The 16519-nt window shown below is 62.5% G+C and carries 10 protein-coding genes; 7 read left to right on the forward strand and 3 right to left on the reverse strand.

What is annotated here, in order from left to right:
- The coding region (locus VGY55_18480; GenBank protein ID HEV2971966.1) for a dihydrodipicolinate synthase family protein at positions 1-461 on the forward strand (461 nt) is incomplete at its 5' end.
- Positions 462-565: 104 nt separating this feature from the next.
- Entirely contained in the window at positions 566-772 is a 207-nt protein-coding gene (locus VGY55_18485; protein ID HEV2971967.1) for a DNA-3-methyladenine glycosylase, read from the forward strand.
- Positions 773-1032: 260 nt separating this feature from the next.
- Here VGY55_18485 and VGY55_18490 read toward each other — a convergent pair whose 3' ends face one another.
- Positions 1033-2199, reverse strand: a complete 1167-nt coding sequence (locus VGY55_18490; protein ID HEV2971968.1) for a trypsin-like peptidase domain-containing protein — start codon at positions 2197-2199, stop codon at positions 1033-1035.
- A gap of 281 nt (positions 2200-2480) precedes the next feature.
- Here VGY55_18490 and aat point away from each other — a divergent pair, with 281 nt between their 5' ends.
- From aat to VGY55_18515, 5 genes are all read left to right on the forward strand, one after another.
- Complete coding sequence (gene aat, locus VGY55_18495; GenBank protein HEV2971969.1) at positions 2481-3161, forward strand: leucyl/phenylalanyl-tRNA--protein transferase; 681 nt, start codon at positions 2481-2483, stop codon at positions 3159-3161.
- A gap of 272 nt (positions 3162-3433) precedes the next feature.
- Entirely contained in the window at positions 3434-6058 is a 2625-nt protein-coding gene (locus VGY55_18500; GenBank protein HEV2971970.1) for a DUF1549 and DUF1553 domain-containing protein, read from the forward strand.
- Positions 6059-6068: 10 nt separating this feature from the next.
- Complete coding sequence (locus VGY55_18505) at positions 6069-6461, forward strand: group 1 truncated hemoglobin (protein HEV2971971.1); 393 nt, start codon at positions 6069-6071, stop codon at positions 6459-6461.
- Between the two features lie 19 nt (positions 6462-6480).
- Positions 6481-9846, forward strand: coding sequence for a PPC domain-containing protein (locus VGY55_18510; GenBank protein HEV2971972.1), 3366 nt, complete (start codon positions 6481-6483; stop codon positions 9844-9846).
- Positions 9843-12842, forward strand: a complete 3000-nt coding sequence (locus tag VGY55_18515) for a c-type cytochrome domain-containing protein (GenBank protein ID HEV2971973.1) — start codon at positions 9843-9845, stop codon at positions 12840-12842. The genes VGY55_18510 and VGY55_18515 overlap by 4 nt, the downstream gene beginning before the upstream one ends.
- A 143-nt stretch (positions 12843-12985) precedes the next feature.
- Here VGY55_18515 and VGY55_18520 read toward each other — a convergent pair whose 3' ends face one another.
- Positions 12986-14455 carry a molybdopterin-binding protein gene (locus tag VGY55_18520; GenBank protein ID HEV2971974.1) on the reverse strand — a complete coding sequence of 490 codons (1470 nt, stop codon included), beginning with the start codon at positions 14453-14455 and terminating at the stop codon, positions 12986-12988.
- 125 nt (positions 14456-14580) lie between these two features.
- Positions 14581-15996 (reverse strand): hypothetical protein, encoded by a 1416-nt coding sequence (locus tag VGY55_18525; GenBank protein HEV2971975.1) that lies wholly within the window; start codon positions 15994-15996, stop codon positions 14581-14583.
- Positions 15997-16519: the final 523 nt, after the last annotated feature.

The following is a 16519-nucleotide window of genomic DNA, read 5'->3' on the forward strand; positions in this document are numbered from 1 at the left end:
CGATCCGCCGCCTGGCCGAGCTGCCGCGGATCGCGGGGATCAAAGATTCCTCCGGCGACTTGACCTTCATGATGCGGATGATCGCCGCGGTCCGGCCGGCGCGCCCCGATTTCGCTTTCCTCACCGGTTGGGAAGCGCTCCTGGTCCCGTCGCTATTGATCGGCGTCAACGGCGGCACACACGCCACGGCCGGCGTCGTCCCGGAAGTGATGCGATCGCTCTACGACCTTACCCGCTCTGGCCGGACCGAAGAGGCGATGAAGCTCCAATACCGCGTGCTCGATCTCTTCGACGCGATGCTCCACTCCGCCGACTTCCCCGCTGGCTTCCACACCGCCGTCGAACTCCGCGGCATCCACCTCGGCCCAAGCCGCCAACCGCTGAGCGAGCGGCAGCAATCGGATCGCAGCGAGCTGCAGAACACTTTGCAGGACCTGTTAAAAGCTCTCGGTTGCGTCTAGAAGTAGTTTGAAAACCGCCGAGTGGAACATCCGCCGTGGCGGTGATTGTCTCCTCCTCGTTCTCCCTCGCCCTCAATGGGAGAGGGACGGGGTGAGGGTGTTTTGTGATTTTGCCCATAAAATTCTTCGAGCGGCCAGTACTCGATGTCGCCAAAGAGATCATCGGCGCTTCGCTGGTCAGGCGAATTCCCAATGGTAACACAATCTCTTCGATGCTGACCGAGGTCGAAGCCTATGATGGCCCTGAAGACTTGGCCTCTCACGCCTCGAAAGGCCGAACACTGCTCACGAAACAGCAATGTGAATTATGACCAAGGGGTGACGTCATCAATCAAATTGCCGAGAATTCGTCCAAACACGGGGTAATTGACGCTCCGCCCGGCTCTCGGAACGGCCATTCTGTCCGCGTCCTTACGCGCATCGGTACGTCGGACGCGCGTTTGTCAGCGCCGCGCGCTGCGATGCCAAATGCACCCAGCAATAGCTCGATCGTTGCCAAGCCGTGACGGTCGGGCAGGAGGGCAGCATCGATCGCAGTCCGTTCCCGTTTTAGTCTTGTCTGATTTAGAGCTTACTGCCGCAATTGCGCCGGGCGCTCGGCGACGGTGATGTCGAGCTTGAGTTCTTCGCCGTTGCGCAGGACGGTGACTTTCACGGTCGTGCCGACTTTGGTTCGGGCGACGAGGAGGCGGAGCAGGTTCGGGTCTTCGATCGCGTGGTCGTCCCAGGCGGTGACGACGTCGTTTCTTTGCAGGCCGGCCTTGGCGGCGGGCGAGTCGGGAGCTACGCCGGCGACGATTGCCCCGTTGAGCGTTTTCAGGCCCAACCGGCGGGCTAGAGAGGGTGTGATTGGCGCGAGGTTGACGCCCAAGTATCCGCTGACGACAGCATGGCCCGCTTTGAGTTGGTCGTAGGCCGCGTGGGCCGCGTTGCTCGGCAGGGCGAAGCCGATGCCTTGATATGTCGGACCATAAATGGCCGTGTTGATGCCGACAATCTTGCCACCCATGTTGATGAGCGGGCCGCCGCTGTTTCCAGGATTCACTGCAGCGTCGGTCTGCAAGAAATCCTTCGGAGGACCATCGCCCACGTCGTGGCGATTCTTGGCGCTGATGATTCCGAACGTCACGGAGCGATCCAGCCCGAACGGATTGCCGATCGCGAGCACCATCTCGCCGACCTCGACCTGATCGCTATCGCCCCATTCGGCCGCGACGAGATTGTTCGCGGGGATCTTGATCACCGCCAGGTCGGAAGCCGGATCTCGGTTGACGACCTCGGCGTTATCGTAACGGGTGCCGTCGCTGAGCGTAACGGAAACCTCCTGAGCATCCTCCACGACATGGTTGTTGGTGACGATGTACCCATTCGATTCGACGATCACGCCCGAGGCCTCGCCCATTTCAGTTTCCTGGACGCCAAGGCCGCCGAAGAGGCCGCCGCCACTGCGAAGCTGATTTTGCGTCGTGTCGATGTGTACGACGCTCGGGGCGGCCTTCTTGGCCAACAGCACGAAGGCTTTTCCCAGCGAGCCGAACTTTTGGCCAAGGTCTCCGCCGAGCGATTCATCGATCGCCTGCACCTCGCCGCGCATCTTGGAGTATTCGACCCGCTGCAGGTAGTTCGGCAGATACAGAAGCACCAGCAATGCCAACAGCACGCCCAGCAGCATCGGCAACCGGGAAGCAGGACGCGGGGCAGGCTGGAGCGGCGAGGGAGGAGAGGGGAATGTGTCCATGAGAATCGGGGTCGAGTTGGAGGTCGGAGGACGGAGGTCGGCGAGCCGGAAGCGTAAGCGCCCGGAGGTCAGAAGTCAGCAGATTTCAGTTTCCTAGTATATCGTTTTCGCGTTGATCGGCGACACGTTCTGTTGTCGAATGAAGCAGTTACTTCACGTGGTGAAATGCTACTGCATTTTGGATGCCGCATTCGTTCTGCGTTCGATTTTCAAACTCCGGGCGCTTACACTTCCGGCTCGTCAAAATCCGACCTCTGACCTCCGACCTCTGGTGTCTTCCGGTGCCTCCCACTCGCTTTCCCGCCGCCGATTCGGCCGACCCCGAAGGGCTGGTGTTCATCGGCGGTGCGCTCAGCCCGGACTGGCTCTTGGATGCCTATCGGAGCGGGATTTTTCCTTGGCCGATCGTGCCGCGGGTTTCGCGCATGCAGTGGTGGTCTCCCGATCCGCGGGCGATTTTCGAGCTGGATCGGTTCCACGTTTCGCGGCGATTGGAGCGCACTTGCAGCTCGGGGCAATTCGCGGTCACGAGCGATCGTGATTTCGCGGGGGTGCTCGTTGGCTGCGCCACCGCGCAATCGCGCCGCTGGAGCACCTGGCTCAGCGGCGACATGATGGCCGCCTATCAGCGGCTCTTCGAGCTGGGCCATGCCCACAGCGTCGAGGTCTGGAGCGATGGCCAGCTTGCCGGCGGGACGTATGGCGTGACGATCGGCGGGCTCTATGCCGGCGAATCGATGTTCTATCGCGTCCGCGATGCGTCGAAAGTTGCGCTCGTGCAGCTCGTGCGGCATCTCCGAGATCGAGGCTATCGGCTCTTCGACATTCAGCAGCTCACGGCACACACGCAAAGTCTCGGTGCGATCGAGATATCGCGCCGCGAATACCTCGGCCGGCTGGCGGAGGCGTTGCACGCCCAGGCGACGTTTGGCTCTCTCGACCATGGGAGCAAGGAAAAATAGTTGCCATTTGTTTCTGGTTTCGTTAGGCTAATGACTGGGGAAATCAAACGGAGACCCTGAGACCCCCGCCTCGCCTGCCAACACCTGCCTGCCTGAATCTCCGATTTGCCGAATTGACCGCGGCGATCGCGGCCCTTGCTGCGGTCGCCGCGAGCGTGATGAGCGGAAACGCTGAGATCATCGGTCGTTCTGTATCCAACAGTCTGCGTTCCTTGCGAAAGAGACGAGCCGGCTTCGTCGGCCCGGGATCGATTGATTAAGGAGGAATCCACATGCGCATCAGGGCGACGCTCTTTAGGAGGCTATCCGAAAACCGCCTGCGGAGAGGGGGACAGTCCCCTTTTGTTGCGAAGACTCCACAAAAGGGGACAGTCCCCGGCGGTTTTCGGATAGCCTCCAAGGTCTTATTGATCGGCGGCGCGGCATTGATTCCTTCGGTTTTGGCACTATGGAATGCAGCGGCCGATGAAGGGGCGCCGAAGCCAGCCGACAAGCCAGCCGCCGTCGATAGCCCCGGCACGCTAACGAGCATTGCATTCGATCTGGGGGATGCCGGCGATCGGTTAACGCTCGCCGGCCGCGACTCGCGCCGGCAATTGCTCGTGACTGGAACCTATTCGACCGGGCAGGTTCGCGACCTGACCCGCGGCATCAGCTATTCGGTCGAGCCGGCCACGATCGCCAAGGTGGATGGCGCCGGCTTGATTTTGCCGCTCGCGGAAGGAGAAGCCACGATCACAGCTAAGGATGCATCCGGCCCGAGCGCGACCGTGAAGCTGGGCGTCAGCCATTTGGTCAGCGACTTGCCGATCAATTTTCCGAATCAGATCGTCCCCGTATTCACGAAGCTCTCGTGCAACAGCGGCGGGTGCCACGGCAAGGCGAGCGGGCAAAATGGCTTTCGACTTTCGCTCTTGGGCTTCGAGCCGAGTGAGGATTACGACCATCTCGTGAAAGAAGGGCGCGGCCGGCGGCTATTTCCTGCCGCCCCTGAGCGCAGCCTGTTATTGATGAAGGCGACTGGCCAGGTGCCGCACGGTGGCGGCCAGCGGATGGAGAAGGATTCCATTCCGTACCGCCTGATCTATCGCTGGATCGAGCAAGGGCTACCGTTCGGCAAACCGGAGGATCCCAAGGTCAGCCAGATCGAGGTGTTGCCGACGATGCGCACTTTGCCGCCAAAGGGCCAACAGCAGTTGGTCTGCATCGCGCATTACACGGACGGCTCGACAGAGGACGTCACTTCGATGACCCAGTTCGAGCCGAACGACACCGAGATGGCCGAAGTCACTCCGACGGGGTTGGTGAAAGCCCGCGATTTGTCGGGCACGGTGGCAGTGATGGCGCGCTATCAGGGGCAGGTCGCGGTGTTCCGCGCGAGCCTGCCGCTGGGGGCCGTGGTGAAGGATTTGCCTGCGCCGAAGAACTTTATTGATGAACTGGTCTTCCAGCAGCTTACGACGCTCGGCGTTCCGCCCTCAGTCAACTGCGACGATTCGACATTTCTCCGCCGCACTTCGCTGGACATCGCCGGCCGCCTGCCGACCGCCGAGGAGACCGAGAAATTCCTGGCCGACCCTGATCCGGCCAAACGCGAGAAATGGATCGATCGGCTCTTGGAGAGTGAAGCCTACGCGGACTATTTCGCCAACAAATGGAGTTCAATCCTGCGGAACAAGCGGCAGCAGGAGAGCTTTGCCCACGGCACGTATCTCTTCCACGATTGGATTCGCCAAAGCCTCTACGAGAACAAGCCGTACGACCAGTTCGTGCGCGATATTCTGACGGCCTCGGGCGAGATGGGGGAGAATCCGCCGGTGGCCTGGTATCGCTCGGTGCGAGAGACGAACCAGCAAATGGAAGACACGGCCCAACTGTTCCTCGGCCTCCGGATTCAATGCGCCCGTTGCCATCACCATCCGTTCGAAAAATGGAGCCAGCAGGATTACTACGGCTTCGAGGCCTTCTTCTCGCGCGTCGGGCGAAAGAAGGGGATGCAAGTGGGCGAAGAGCGGATTTTCCATCAACGCGGCGTGGCCACGGCCGTCAATCCTCGGAGCGGACAGACGGTGAAACCGGCCGGACTCGGCGCGAAGACGCTCGACCTGAGCGCCGATCAGGATCCTCGCCAAGCGCTGGTGGATTGGATGGCCGACTCCAAAAATCCCTTCTTCGCTCGGGCACTGGCCAACCGTTATTGGAAGCATTTTCTCGGCCGCGGGCTGGTCGAGCCGGAAGACGACATGCGCGTGACCAATCCGGCCACGAACCCGGCCCTGCTCGATGCGCTAGCGAACGATTTCGCCGAGAGCAAGTTCGACCTCAAGCATTTGATCCGCACGATCTGCAACTCGCGCGTCTATCAACTGAGCGCCGAGCCGAACCAGTTCAACGCCGGCGACAAGCAGAGCTACTCGCGCTACTATCCCAAGCGGCTCGAGGCCGAGTCGCTGTTGGACGCCATCGATCAGGTGACTGGGGTGGATGAAAAGTTCAACGGGCTGCCGGCGGGAACTCGTGCGATGCAATTGCCCGACACGGGCTTCAATTCCTATTTCCTTACCGTCTTCGGCCGGCCGGAAGGGGCCAGCGCCTGCGAATGCGAACGGAGCAACGAGGCGAATCTGGCGCAGAGCCTGCACTTATTGAACTCGGCCGAAGTGCAAAACAAGCTGTCCGCAGCGAGCGGCCGGGCCGCGGCGCTCGCCGCCGACCAGCAGCACACGCACGCGCAGAAAATCGAGCGGCTCTATTTGCAGTTCTATTCGCGCCGGCCCGCTCCCGAAGAAACGGCCTTGGCGGTCGCGCACATCGCCAAGACCAAGAACGACAAGGCGGCCTATGAAGACATCGTCTGGGCGCTGATTAATACCAAGGAGTTCTTATTCAATCATTAAGGAGCGAAACATGGCCGTTTCAACCAGCACGCTATGGGATCGCTTGGGCGGCGAACGGATCCTTAGAAAAGTGGTGGACGAATTCGTCACCTTGGCGATCCACGACCCAAAAGTCAATTACACTCGCGGCGGAAGATTTCCACTCGACGAGCAAGCGGTCGCGGATGCGAAGAGGACCGCGTTTGAGATCATCAGCGCCACGGCCGGCGGCCCTTATTCGTATACTGGCCGAAGTCTTCGGGAGATCCACGCCGGAATGAGAATCACCGACGCCGAGTTCGATGCCATTGCCGCCGACTTCAGGGAAGCGCTCGACCGAACCGGCGCTGACCCGGCGGACATCGACGTGGCGATGCAGATGGTCTATGTCGCCCGGCCGGAGATTGTAGAAGTTCACGCGTAAATGCCCAAAGGTCCGTTGCATGAGGAATGCGTCTCGCCCAAGATTCTTCCGCCACGCCGTCTGTCTCCCAATTCATCGCTGGTTCCTGACTGCCGGAGCACTTCTGTGTTGCGGCACAGTCCGCGCGCAATTGCCCACGGCCGAGTTGACCAGCGTTTTTCCGCCCGGCGGCAAAGTGGGAACCAGCGTCGATGTCGCGCTAATCGGCGTCGATATCGACGACGCGCATGCGCTGATTTTCTCGCATCCCGGCATCACGGCCGCGCCAAAGATGAGCGCGGAAAGCCAGCCGGAAAAGGCGCCGCATCCGCTGGAGCGACAATTCACCGCGACCATTTCCGCGGCGGTCCCGACCGGAGTGTACGAAGTTCGCGCCGTGGGAAAGTATGGCGTCTCGAACCCGAGGGCGTTCATCGTCGGCAATTTGAACGAAGTGGATGGTCGCCAGGCGGGGAATTCGCCGACCGCGCCAAAAGAAGTGCCGCTCGAATCATCGGTCAACGGCCAGATGAGCCCCGAGCGGGCCGATTTTTTCCGTTTCGCCGCCAAGAAGGGCCAGCGCGTGCTGGTCGATTGCTGGGCGCACCGGCTCGACTCGAAAATGGATCCGGCCATCGTGCTCCTCGACGCCAACGGCCGCGAAGTGGCTCGGGGCAAGGAGCGAGTGCACAGCGATCTGCTCCTCGACTACCTCGTGCCAGCCGACGGCTCGTACACCGTCAAGCTCTACGACTTCCTCTATAAAGGGGGCGGCGAGTACTTTTATCGTCTCGATGTTTCGACTAATCCGCTGGTCGATTTCATCATGCCGCCGGCCGGACTGGCTGGCACGAAACGAAAGTACACTCTTTACGGCCGGAATCTGCCGAACAGCGCGCCCTCGGAATTGAAAACCGCCGACGGTAAGCCGCTCGAACAAGTCGAAGTCGAAATCGAGTTGCCGGCCGATCCGACCGCGCAACAGCAGCTTCCGATCAACTCGATCGTCGAGCCGTCGGAATCGTTCCTCGATGCCTTCGCGTATCGCCTGCCGACGCCGCGCGGTGACGCCAACCCGGTCAATATCTTCTACGCCACTGCGCCGGTCACTGCGGAGCAGGAGCCGAACGATACTGCGCAGCAAGCTCAGAAGATCACTCCGCCCTGCGAGATCGTCGGCCAATTCAATCCGCGCGGCGACCAGGATTGGTATACATTTGACGCGAAGAAGGGAGACGTTTATTGGATCGAGGTCTATTCGCAGCGGATGGGAATGACCACCGACCCCTATCTGCTCGTGCAGCGCGTGAAGCGCAACGACAAGGGAGTCGAGGAAGCCAGCGACATCGCCGAGGTCGATGATCCGCCGCCGAGCAACAAGCACGAGCGGCTCGAAACGCGCTACGATACCGCGGGAAATGATCCTTGGCTCCGCTTCACTGCGCCGGAAGACGGCGCCTACCGGCTTCTCGTGCGCGATTTGTATTATCAGTCGCGCGGCAATCCACGGTTTGTCTATCGGCTGGCAGTGCGCCGCGAGAGCCCCGATTTTCGGCTGACGGCCGTGGTAGAGCCACCGCAGGATCCGGAGAACCAGAACCGCATTCCGATGTGGACGCCGCTGTTGCACAAAGGGGAAACCACCGGGGTGACAGTGATCGCCGCGCGGCGCGACAACTTCAATGGCGAAGTCCATGTCGGCGTCGACGGCCTGCCGGAAGGGATCAGTTGCTCCGGCGCGACGCTGGGTCCGGGGGTGGACGTGGGCACGCTCGTGTTCAGCGCCGCGGAGAGAGTCGCCCCTTGGAGCGGGATGCTCAAACTGAGCGGCAAGGCGAAGATCAACGGCGCGGAGATGGTTCGCGAAGCGCGGGCGGGAACAATTGTCTGGACCACCAACAACCGCGAGCAGGAGCCGGTCCGATTCCGGATGTGCTCGCATGTTCCGTTGGCCATTTGCGGCAGCGACCTAGCCGTGTCGGGCGTTCAATTGGGCGACGGCAAGCCGCTCGAAACATCGATCGGCGGGAAGCTGCAAATCCCGGTGAAGGTTACGCGCCGCGGCGAGTTCAAGCGCAACCTGAAATTGATTCCCGCCGGTTTGCCGCGCGAGTTGAAGATTCCTGAGATGAATATCGGCGACGGCGCGACGGACGGCAATTTGCAAGTCGATGTTCGCAATGGAGTCCCGCCGGGCGATTACACTTTTTCCTGCCGCGTGGCGACGCACGTCACTTATCGACACGAAGCGGAAACGGCTGCTGCCGCCACCGAGGCCGTCAAGGAATTGGAGAAGCTCGCGACCGAGGCCGCTGCGGCCGCGAAGAAATCGGCCGACGACAAAGCGGCTGCCGACAAAGTCGCTGCTGACGCCGCCGCCACTGCCAAGCAAACGGCCGAAGCGCTGACAACGGCCAGCAAAAGTTTGACCGATTCACAAACCAGCTTGAAAGCGACTCAGGATTCTAAAGTTGCCGCGCAAAGGACGGCCAATGACGCCGCTGCGAAGGCTACGGAAGCCGCCAAGGCCAAGGAAACCGTCGACAAGAAACGCGCCGAGACCGATCCGGATAAGGCCAAGGCGCTCGCCGATGCAAAGAAGGCCGCCGAAGAGGCCGCCAAACAGACGGCTGAGAAGAGCGCGCAAGCCGCCGCCCAATTGGCGGCCGCCGACAAGGCCGTCAAAGAGACCGAGACCGCCGTCGCTTCCTTTTTGACCGTCATGGTGGTGGTCGAAAAGGCGGCCAACGACGCCGCTGCAAAGGCCAAAGCCGCCTCCGACGCCAAGAGCGCGGCGGAAGTTGCCGCCAACGCCGCTTCCGAACGAAGCAAGGCCGCTGCAGCAGACAAGCAGGCCGCCGCGGAGCGCGCTCGGCTGGCCAACGAAAAGGCCCAACCGCGGGATGTGCTCGCCATCTTCTACACGACTCCGGCAACGCTAAAGATCGCCGCCACGCCGATCACGCTTGCGATCGCCGCGCCGGCAAGTCCGGCCAAGCCGGGAGACAAAGTCGAAATCCCGCTGACGCTCAATCGTCTCTATGGCTTCAGCGACTCCGTGACCGTCGCCTTGGCCGATCCGAATGCCGCCGCAGGATTGCATGTCAGCGAGGTCTCGATTCCGGGCGGGCAAACGCACGGCAAACTCACCATCCAGCTCGATCCGAAGGTCCCGCTCGGCGATCACCCGTTCACCGTTCGCGCTCGCATGAACTTCAACGGCCAGCCGCTTCAAACCGATCAACCGGTGACATTGAAAGTGGACATGCCCCCGCCGGCCGAAAAGAAGCCCGATCCCGAAAAGAAGCCCGAGCTGGAGAAAAAGCCAGAAACGGAAAAGAAACAGGACTCCAGCGCGAAGCCGGACTCCGACAAGACAACAACGCCGCCAGACAAGAAATCATGATCGCTCGTCCGTTCCTGCAAATCGCGCCGATTGTGTTGTTGCTTGCGTTCGGGACGCTCGTCTGCACAGCGGCTCGCGCCGACGATGCGCCGAAGAAAGTGCGGCCGAAATCGTCGGCCAAAGCGACGCCGATCGCCATCGCCGATCTGAAGCGCGACAAACCGGTCGATTTCGAGACGGAGGTGCTTCCCGTTCTCCGCCGCAACTGCATCGCCTGCCACAACAGCACGAAGTCGGAAGATCATCTCGTGCTTGAAACTCCCCAGACGATTCTCAAAGGGGGCGATAGCGGTCCGGCCGTCGTGCCCAAGAAGAGCGGCGAAAGCCTGATGCTCAAAGCGGCCGCCCATCTCGACGATCCGACGATGCCGCCGGTGGACAACAACGTGAAAGCGGCGCCCCTCACGCCCGACGAGCTGGGCCTCATCAAGCTCTGGATCGATCAAGGGGCGGCCGGGCAGGTCACGGGCTCGGCCGCGCCGCTCAAGTGGCAAAAGCTGCCGCCGACGGTCAGCCCGATCCTCGCCGTGGCGATTACTCCCGACGGGCAGTTCGTCGCCTGCGGCCGCGCGAACGACATTGTCGTCTATCACCTGTCGTCCGGCGCCCAGGTCGCGCGGCTCGTCGATCCGGCCCTGGCGGGCCGGTCCGGCGCGAAGGCCCCCGGCATCGCCCATCTCGATCTCGTGCAATCGCTGGCGTTCGATCCCTCGGGCGATCTGCTTGCCTCCGGCGGCTATCGAGAGGTGAAGCTCTGGCGCCGGCCGCATGATACGAAGCTCGCCGAGTTGGCTGGCTCGAGCGATTCGATTCGGGCCGTGGCGGTGAGCGGCGACGGAAGGCTGGCCGTCACCGGGGAATCCGGCGGTGCGATCAGGATTTGGGAGCTGCCCAGCGGCAAATCGCTGCAAACATGCACCGGCCACACCGCCGCAGTCACCGGTCTGCGATTCTCGGCGGACGGCACGAAGCTCTTCTCCGTCTCGCTCGACAAGTCGATCCGCGTTTGGACCACGATGGATGGCAAATCGGCTGGCCAAATCGATACGCCCGCGCCGATCAACGCGCTCACGCTCGCCGCCGGCGGAACTCAAATCTGCACCGGCCACGCCGACAATGTGATTCGCATTTGGGCCCTGCCGGATGCGAAGGATGTTAAGGACGCGAAAGATGGTAAACCGCCTACGGCGCTTAAGGAACTCAAGGGGCATGGCGGCCCGATCACGGCACTCGTCACCCTGCCGACCAATGACAAGGAAATCATCTCCGGCAGCGAAGATGGGACAGCGCGGCAGTGGAATGTGGAGAGCGGTAATTCGTCGCGCCAGCTTCAGCATGGCGGCGCAGTCACGGCCATTGCCGTTCGGCCCGACGGCAAGCGGATCGCTTCGGCTGGTGCGACTAAATCGGTGAAGCTTTGGAACGCGGACAACAATCAGCTCGTCGCCGAGCTGCGCGGCGATTTTCGCACTCGCGTCGAAATTGGCCGGCTCGATCGGTCTGTCGATGTCGCGCGGTTCAAAGTAGCCGACCAGAAGCGACTCTTGAAGGAAGCCGAAGACCGCCTGAAGCAAGAGACCGACGCCATCCCGAAGGCGAAGGAGGCCAAGACTGCCGCCGAGAAGGAGCTTGCCGAAAGGTCGGCCGCCGCCAAACCTGCCCTCGATGCCAGGGCCGCCGCGGCGAAAGAGGCCGAGTCCGCCGTCGCGGCCGCGAAAGCCGCGGCCGAAAAGCTCAATGAATCCAAGGCCGCAGTCGAGAAGGATTCAAAGAACAAGGATCTCGCAAAGGCAGCCGACGACGCCAAGAAGGCGGGCGCCGAGGCGGACAAGAAAGTGGCCGAGACGAAGCGCCGCGTCGAGGAAACGACCACTGCGGCGAAGCAGCCTCAGCGCGAGGTCAAGCGCGCGGAAAAGGCCGTTGAGGCTGCCGCCCGTCGCGTTGAAACGACCGAGCAAGCTGCCAAGCAGGCGAGCGAAGAACTGCCGATCTTGAAGAAGGCCGCCGACGAAGCCGAAGGCGCCCAGAAACAAGCGGAGTCGGCCGCTGCAAATGGCAAGAAAAAGGCCAAGGATTCGGAGGCGACGCCGCGAGCGCTGGCCTTCTCGCCCGATAACCTCTATCTGGCGGTCGGCGGCGACAACGCGCTCGTGCAAACGTGGTCGGCCGAAAACGGCGCTCCCGCCGACACGTTTTCCGGCCAGAGCGGCGCGGTCCAATCGTTGGCTTACGCCGGCGCTGGCGCGATCCTCGCCGCGGCCGACAAATCGGCCGTGCTCTGGAACGCGCAAGCTCCCTGGACGCTCGCGCGGACGATCGGCGGTCCGGAGGATCCGAAGACTCTAGTCGATCGCGTGATCGCGCTCGATTTCAGCCCCGATGGCAAGCTTCTGGCCACGGGGAGTGGCGAACCATCGCGGAGCGGCGAACTCAAGCTCTGGAATCCCACGGACGGCAGCGTCGTCCGTACGATTCCGGATGCTCACAGCGACACGATCTTCTGCGTCCGCTTCTCGCCCAATGGAGAGCAGCTTGCAAGCTGCGGGGCCGATCGGTTCGTGAAGGTTTGGAGCACCGCGACCGGTGCGCTCGTCAAGCCGTTTGAAGGGCACACGCATCACGTGCTCGGCGTTGCCTGGCAGTCGGACGGCAAGGGCCTGGCAAGCTGTGGGGCGGACAACGTAGTCAAGATCTGGGACGTTCCCTCCGGCGAGCAACGGCGCACGATCGAAGGCTTCGGCAAAGAGGTGACGGCGATCAGCTACGTCGGCGGCGCCCAGCGGGTGCTCACCACCTCCGGCGACCGCACCGTGCGGCTGCACAACACGGAAAACGGCGGCAACGAACGCAACTTCGGCGGAGCCAGCGATTTCCTCTACTCCCTCGCGGTCACGCCCGACGGCAAAACCGTCGTCGCCGGCGGGCAAGACAGCATCCTCCGCGTCTGGAGCATCGAGAACACGCAGCTCATCCGCCAATTCGAGCCGCCGCGGTGACGCGGCTAGCAGCGAGTGAAGAGAGCGATGAGCGTCATTGCCCCTTCAGGTTTACGTAGCCCAGGCGTTCACGCCTGGGATTCGGTCGGATAAAACATACTGTCCTTCCAAGCGCCATTCACGGGGCATTCCTGGGCTTCGGCTTATGCATGAAGAAGCTCGAGCCTCAAGAGATTGAGCGCTTGTTTGGCGGCGCGGAGTTTGAGGATGTCGGCAGGGCCGGCGTAGGGGGAAGAGCGGGCGCGGATGCCGGCGGGAGTGGCGATGGCGTAGTAGAAACGCGGTGGAACGGGCGCGGCTGGGTCGTATAAGGGAAGTTCGCCGATGGCCAGTGCATAGTCGGAGCTGAGGCGGAGCCGGCCGGCGGCGGCGAGAGCGCTGACGATGGATTCCGTCGCGGCGTCGGGGGGAAGGGCATGGCCGGTGGATTCGATGAGCTGACTGCGTGATTGCGGCGACGTGACGACAAAGCCGCCCAGGTAAGGTGCGTTGGGGAGTTGATCTGTCCCCTCTCTCTTTGGAAGAGGGTTAGGGCGAAGGGAACCGGCAGTCGATGGTGCTTCACCCTCACCCCGTCCCTCTCCCAGAGGGAGAGGGAGATTCGGCGGCAAGCCACCGAGTTGGTGCAGAGCACTATCCTGCGCGGTCGAAAGCCAATCGGCGATTAGTCCGCCGGTGCCCCATTCCGCGGTTGCCAGCGTTTTTCCTTTGGCGGCCAAGAGGCGGATGACGGCGTCTTGCAGCTCGTCGTCCTCTTCGCCGAACGCCAGATCGCCGAGGCAGTCGTGGATCGTGTCGACCGTCGGCTCCATCGCGGCCAGGCACGCCTCGCGGCTTTCGCCGGTTGCGGCGATGCGGAGCGTGATCGTCGCCCCGCTCACGGTAATGCCGACCTGCGGCTCGCGCCCTCGGCGGATCAAGTCCGGGAGCATCGCTTCCAAGTCGCTCTCGCCGACGCCGAAGCATTTGATCCGGCGATAGCAAATGATGCGCGGGGAAGGGAGCATTTCGCGGATCGCGGGCGCGACGCTGTCGTTCCACATCCGCTTCATTTCAGCCGGAACGCCCGGCAAAGCGAACACGCGGCATGTGCCGCCCGCCGGTGAATCCTCATTCGGAGCGCAAGTGTATTCGTCACGCTCCGCGTGACGAACGTCCTCACGCGGAGCGTGAGGAGTACACTGGCGGGGCACCGTCAAATCGATCCCTGGCGCCGTTCCTTCGGGATTGGGGACCACGCGGCTGCCGGCGGGGAACATCGCCTGCACGCGGTTGCGCTCAGGCATCGGCCGCTGCCGCCGCGCGAAGAGCCGCTCGATGTGCTCCAGCGCGGCCGGATCGAGCGTGAGTTCCCGGCCTATCGCGGCGGCGAGAACGTCGCGCGTGAGATCGTCGGCGGTGGGTCCCAAGCCGCCGCTGGCTACGACGACATCGGCCCGCTCGATCGCCGCGCGAAACACCCGAACATTGGCGTCGAGATCGTCGGCCACGGTCGTGTGATACATCACGCGCAAGCCGAGTTCCCCCAGCCGCTCGCTGAGCCATTGGCTATTCGTGTCCAGCCGCTGGCCGCTGGTGAGTTCGTCGCCGATGGAGATGACTTCAGCAAGCATTGGGGCCAGAGGCCGGGGACCAGGGAAAAGCATCCGCCTGCGTCGGATGGCATTAGTTTACCGCGTGTATTGTTTCTCTCGTCAACATCCGCTTGCGCTTCCCCTGGTCTCCGGCCTCTGGCCCCTTACCCCACCGCATCCGGTCCGATTAGACGGCCGACGGGGCGGCCGATTAGCACCGCACACATGCCTCCGCGCTGGGCCACGTTGACGACTTGCTTTTGCGATGCCCGCCCCAGGATTGCCACGCCAAACTTCGTCGGGGCGAATCCCATCACCAAATAGAACGGCTCGACCTGCACGCTGCCGTCGCCGTCGAGCACGGGGAATTCGCTTACCGGGATCGCCGCCAACCGCTGCACGACCCAGGGATTGGCGGGATCGGCTAGCGCCAGCTCGATCTCGGTTTCCCATTCCGGCTGGCTCACGAGATGGCCGAGCACGACGCGGTCGCCGCCGTACGATCGGTTCGGCTTGAGGACCAGGATTTCGCGCTCGTCGCGGACGAATTCGAGCAGGTCTCCCGTGCTGCCGTCGGGGAGCATCGTGCGGCGATCATAGACCAGCCGCGTCCAAAGCACGTGCCGGCGGAAGACCTGCCGCTCATCGGGATTGAAATACTTGCCGAATCGCGGATCGGTCAGGATCTCCCAAGCGCTCTTGTGGTCGAATTCTCCGGCCAGCGATGAAATGATCCGGTTCTCACGGAACAGCACCCGTAGCGGCTCGATATTCACCCCTTCCTCGTGCTCCAGCGCGATCAGGTCGCGGACCTCGTAATCGCGATAGGCGATATCGACCGGGCTATCTTCATACCAGACCTCGCCGTCTCGAATATGAAGTTCCGCCGGATCGGCGTGCATGATCTTCAGCCCGTGGCGCTGCAGATAGTATTCGGCCAGCGGGGCCTGCTCGTCGATCCCGGTGCCGGAGTATTTCGGTTCGATGAAGCAGACGTGGTGCCCCTTGCGGCCGATCGCTTCGAGATGATCCACCAGCTCTTGGATGAACAACTCGCGCAGGTCTTGTCCCTGCTCCATCACGAGCTTCGGATCGTGCCGCTGCAGAACCGGCAGCACCAGATCGATCAGCAACTGCTCTGCCGTCGGGCAAAGATGGATCCCGCCGACGCCTGACAGGTTCGGCTCGATCAGCTTGAGCGAATCTTTCCACATCGGGCTGGTGAATTCAATCACGCCATCGAGCCGGCCGATGACCGGATTGTTGTCGCGCTGGCTCGGTCCCCAGGCGTCGCGGAGCCATCGGTCCTCGGCCTCCGTGAGCGGCACGACCGCCCGCACCTCGGGATCGGCCAAATACATCTCGGGCAGCCGCTTGAGCGCGTTAAGGATCGTGAGCGTGACGAAATGGAGATAGGCCAATTGATCCGGCATCACTCCGGTCGGCCGGGCGAGCACGCGAATGATTTCTTCAACGCCATCGCGCTGATAAATGAGCCGCCGCCGCCGCGATTCGACCGTCATTTTCCGAATCAGATTTGCCAGCACCTCGGACGGCAGCGCGTAAAAGGCCTTACGCACTCGGCTATCGAGGCTCAAACCGCTCAGGCCTAGTTCTTCGGCAGGAGTTAGCGTGGCAGCCTCTCTAGGGGGAAAATGTCGAACGCCTAATGCCTAAGGACGAAGCCGTAGGGTGCGTCAAGTCCGCGCAGACGCACCGGAACCTGCCGCAATGCCAATCTCACCTGCCCCTCGGCGCGCCTGCGCTGTGGCTTGTCGCACCCTACCGACGCTTCGACGTTCCCGCATTGGGTATTCCCGCATCATTTTCATGGCGGTCGACGGATAGCACAAGGGCGGATGAGTTCGGGTAGCCCCTGTCCGAACCAGCGGGCCGCTTGTATTCTGGCACTAGTCAACCGTGCGGTGGGGTGGCTGGGGCTGGAGGCGGCCGCCGAAGCCGCACCAGCACCACAGCCGGAGCACCGCTTCGCTATGTTCCGGCCACCGCCGCCTGTACTCCGGCATTAGTCGACGTCTCGCAGCGTTCCGGTGCGTCTGCGCGGACTTGACACACCCTACCCGCTCATCAATCGCCACTCGT

The organism is Pirellulales bacterium, assembly GCA_035939775.1.
In the GTDB taxonomy this organism is placed as follows: Bacteria; Planctomycetota; Planctomycetia; order Pirellulales; family DATAWG01; genus DASZFO01.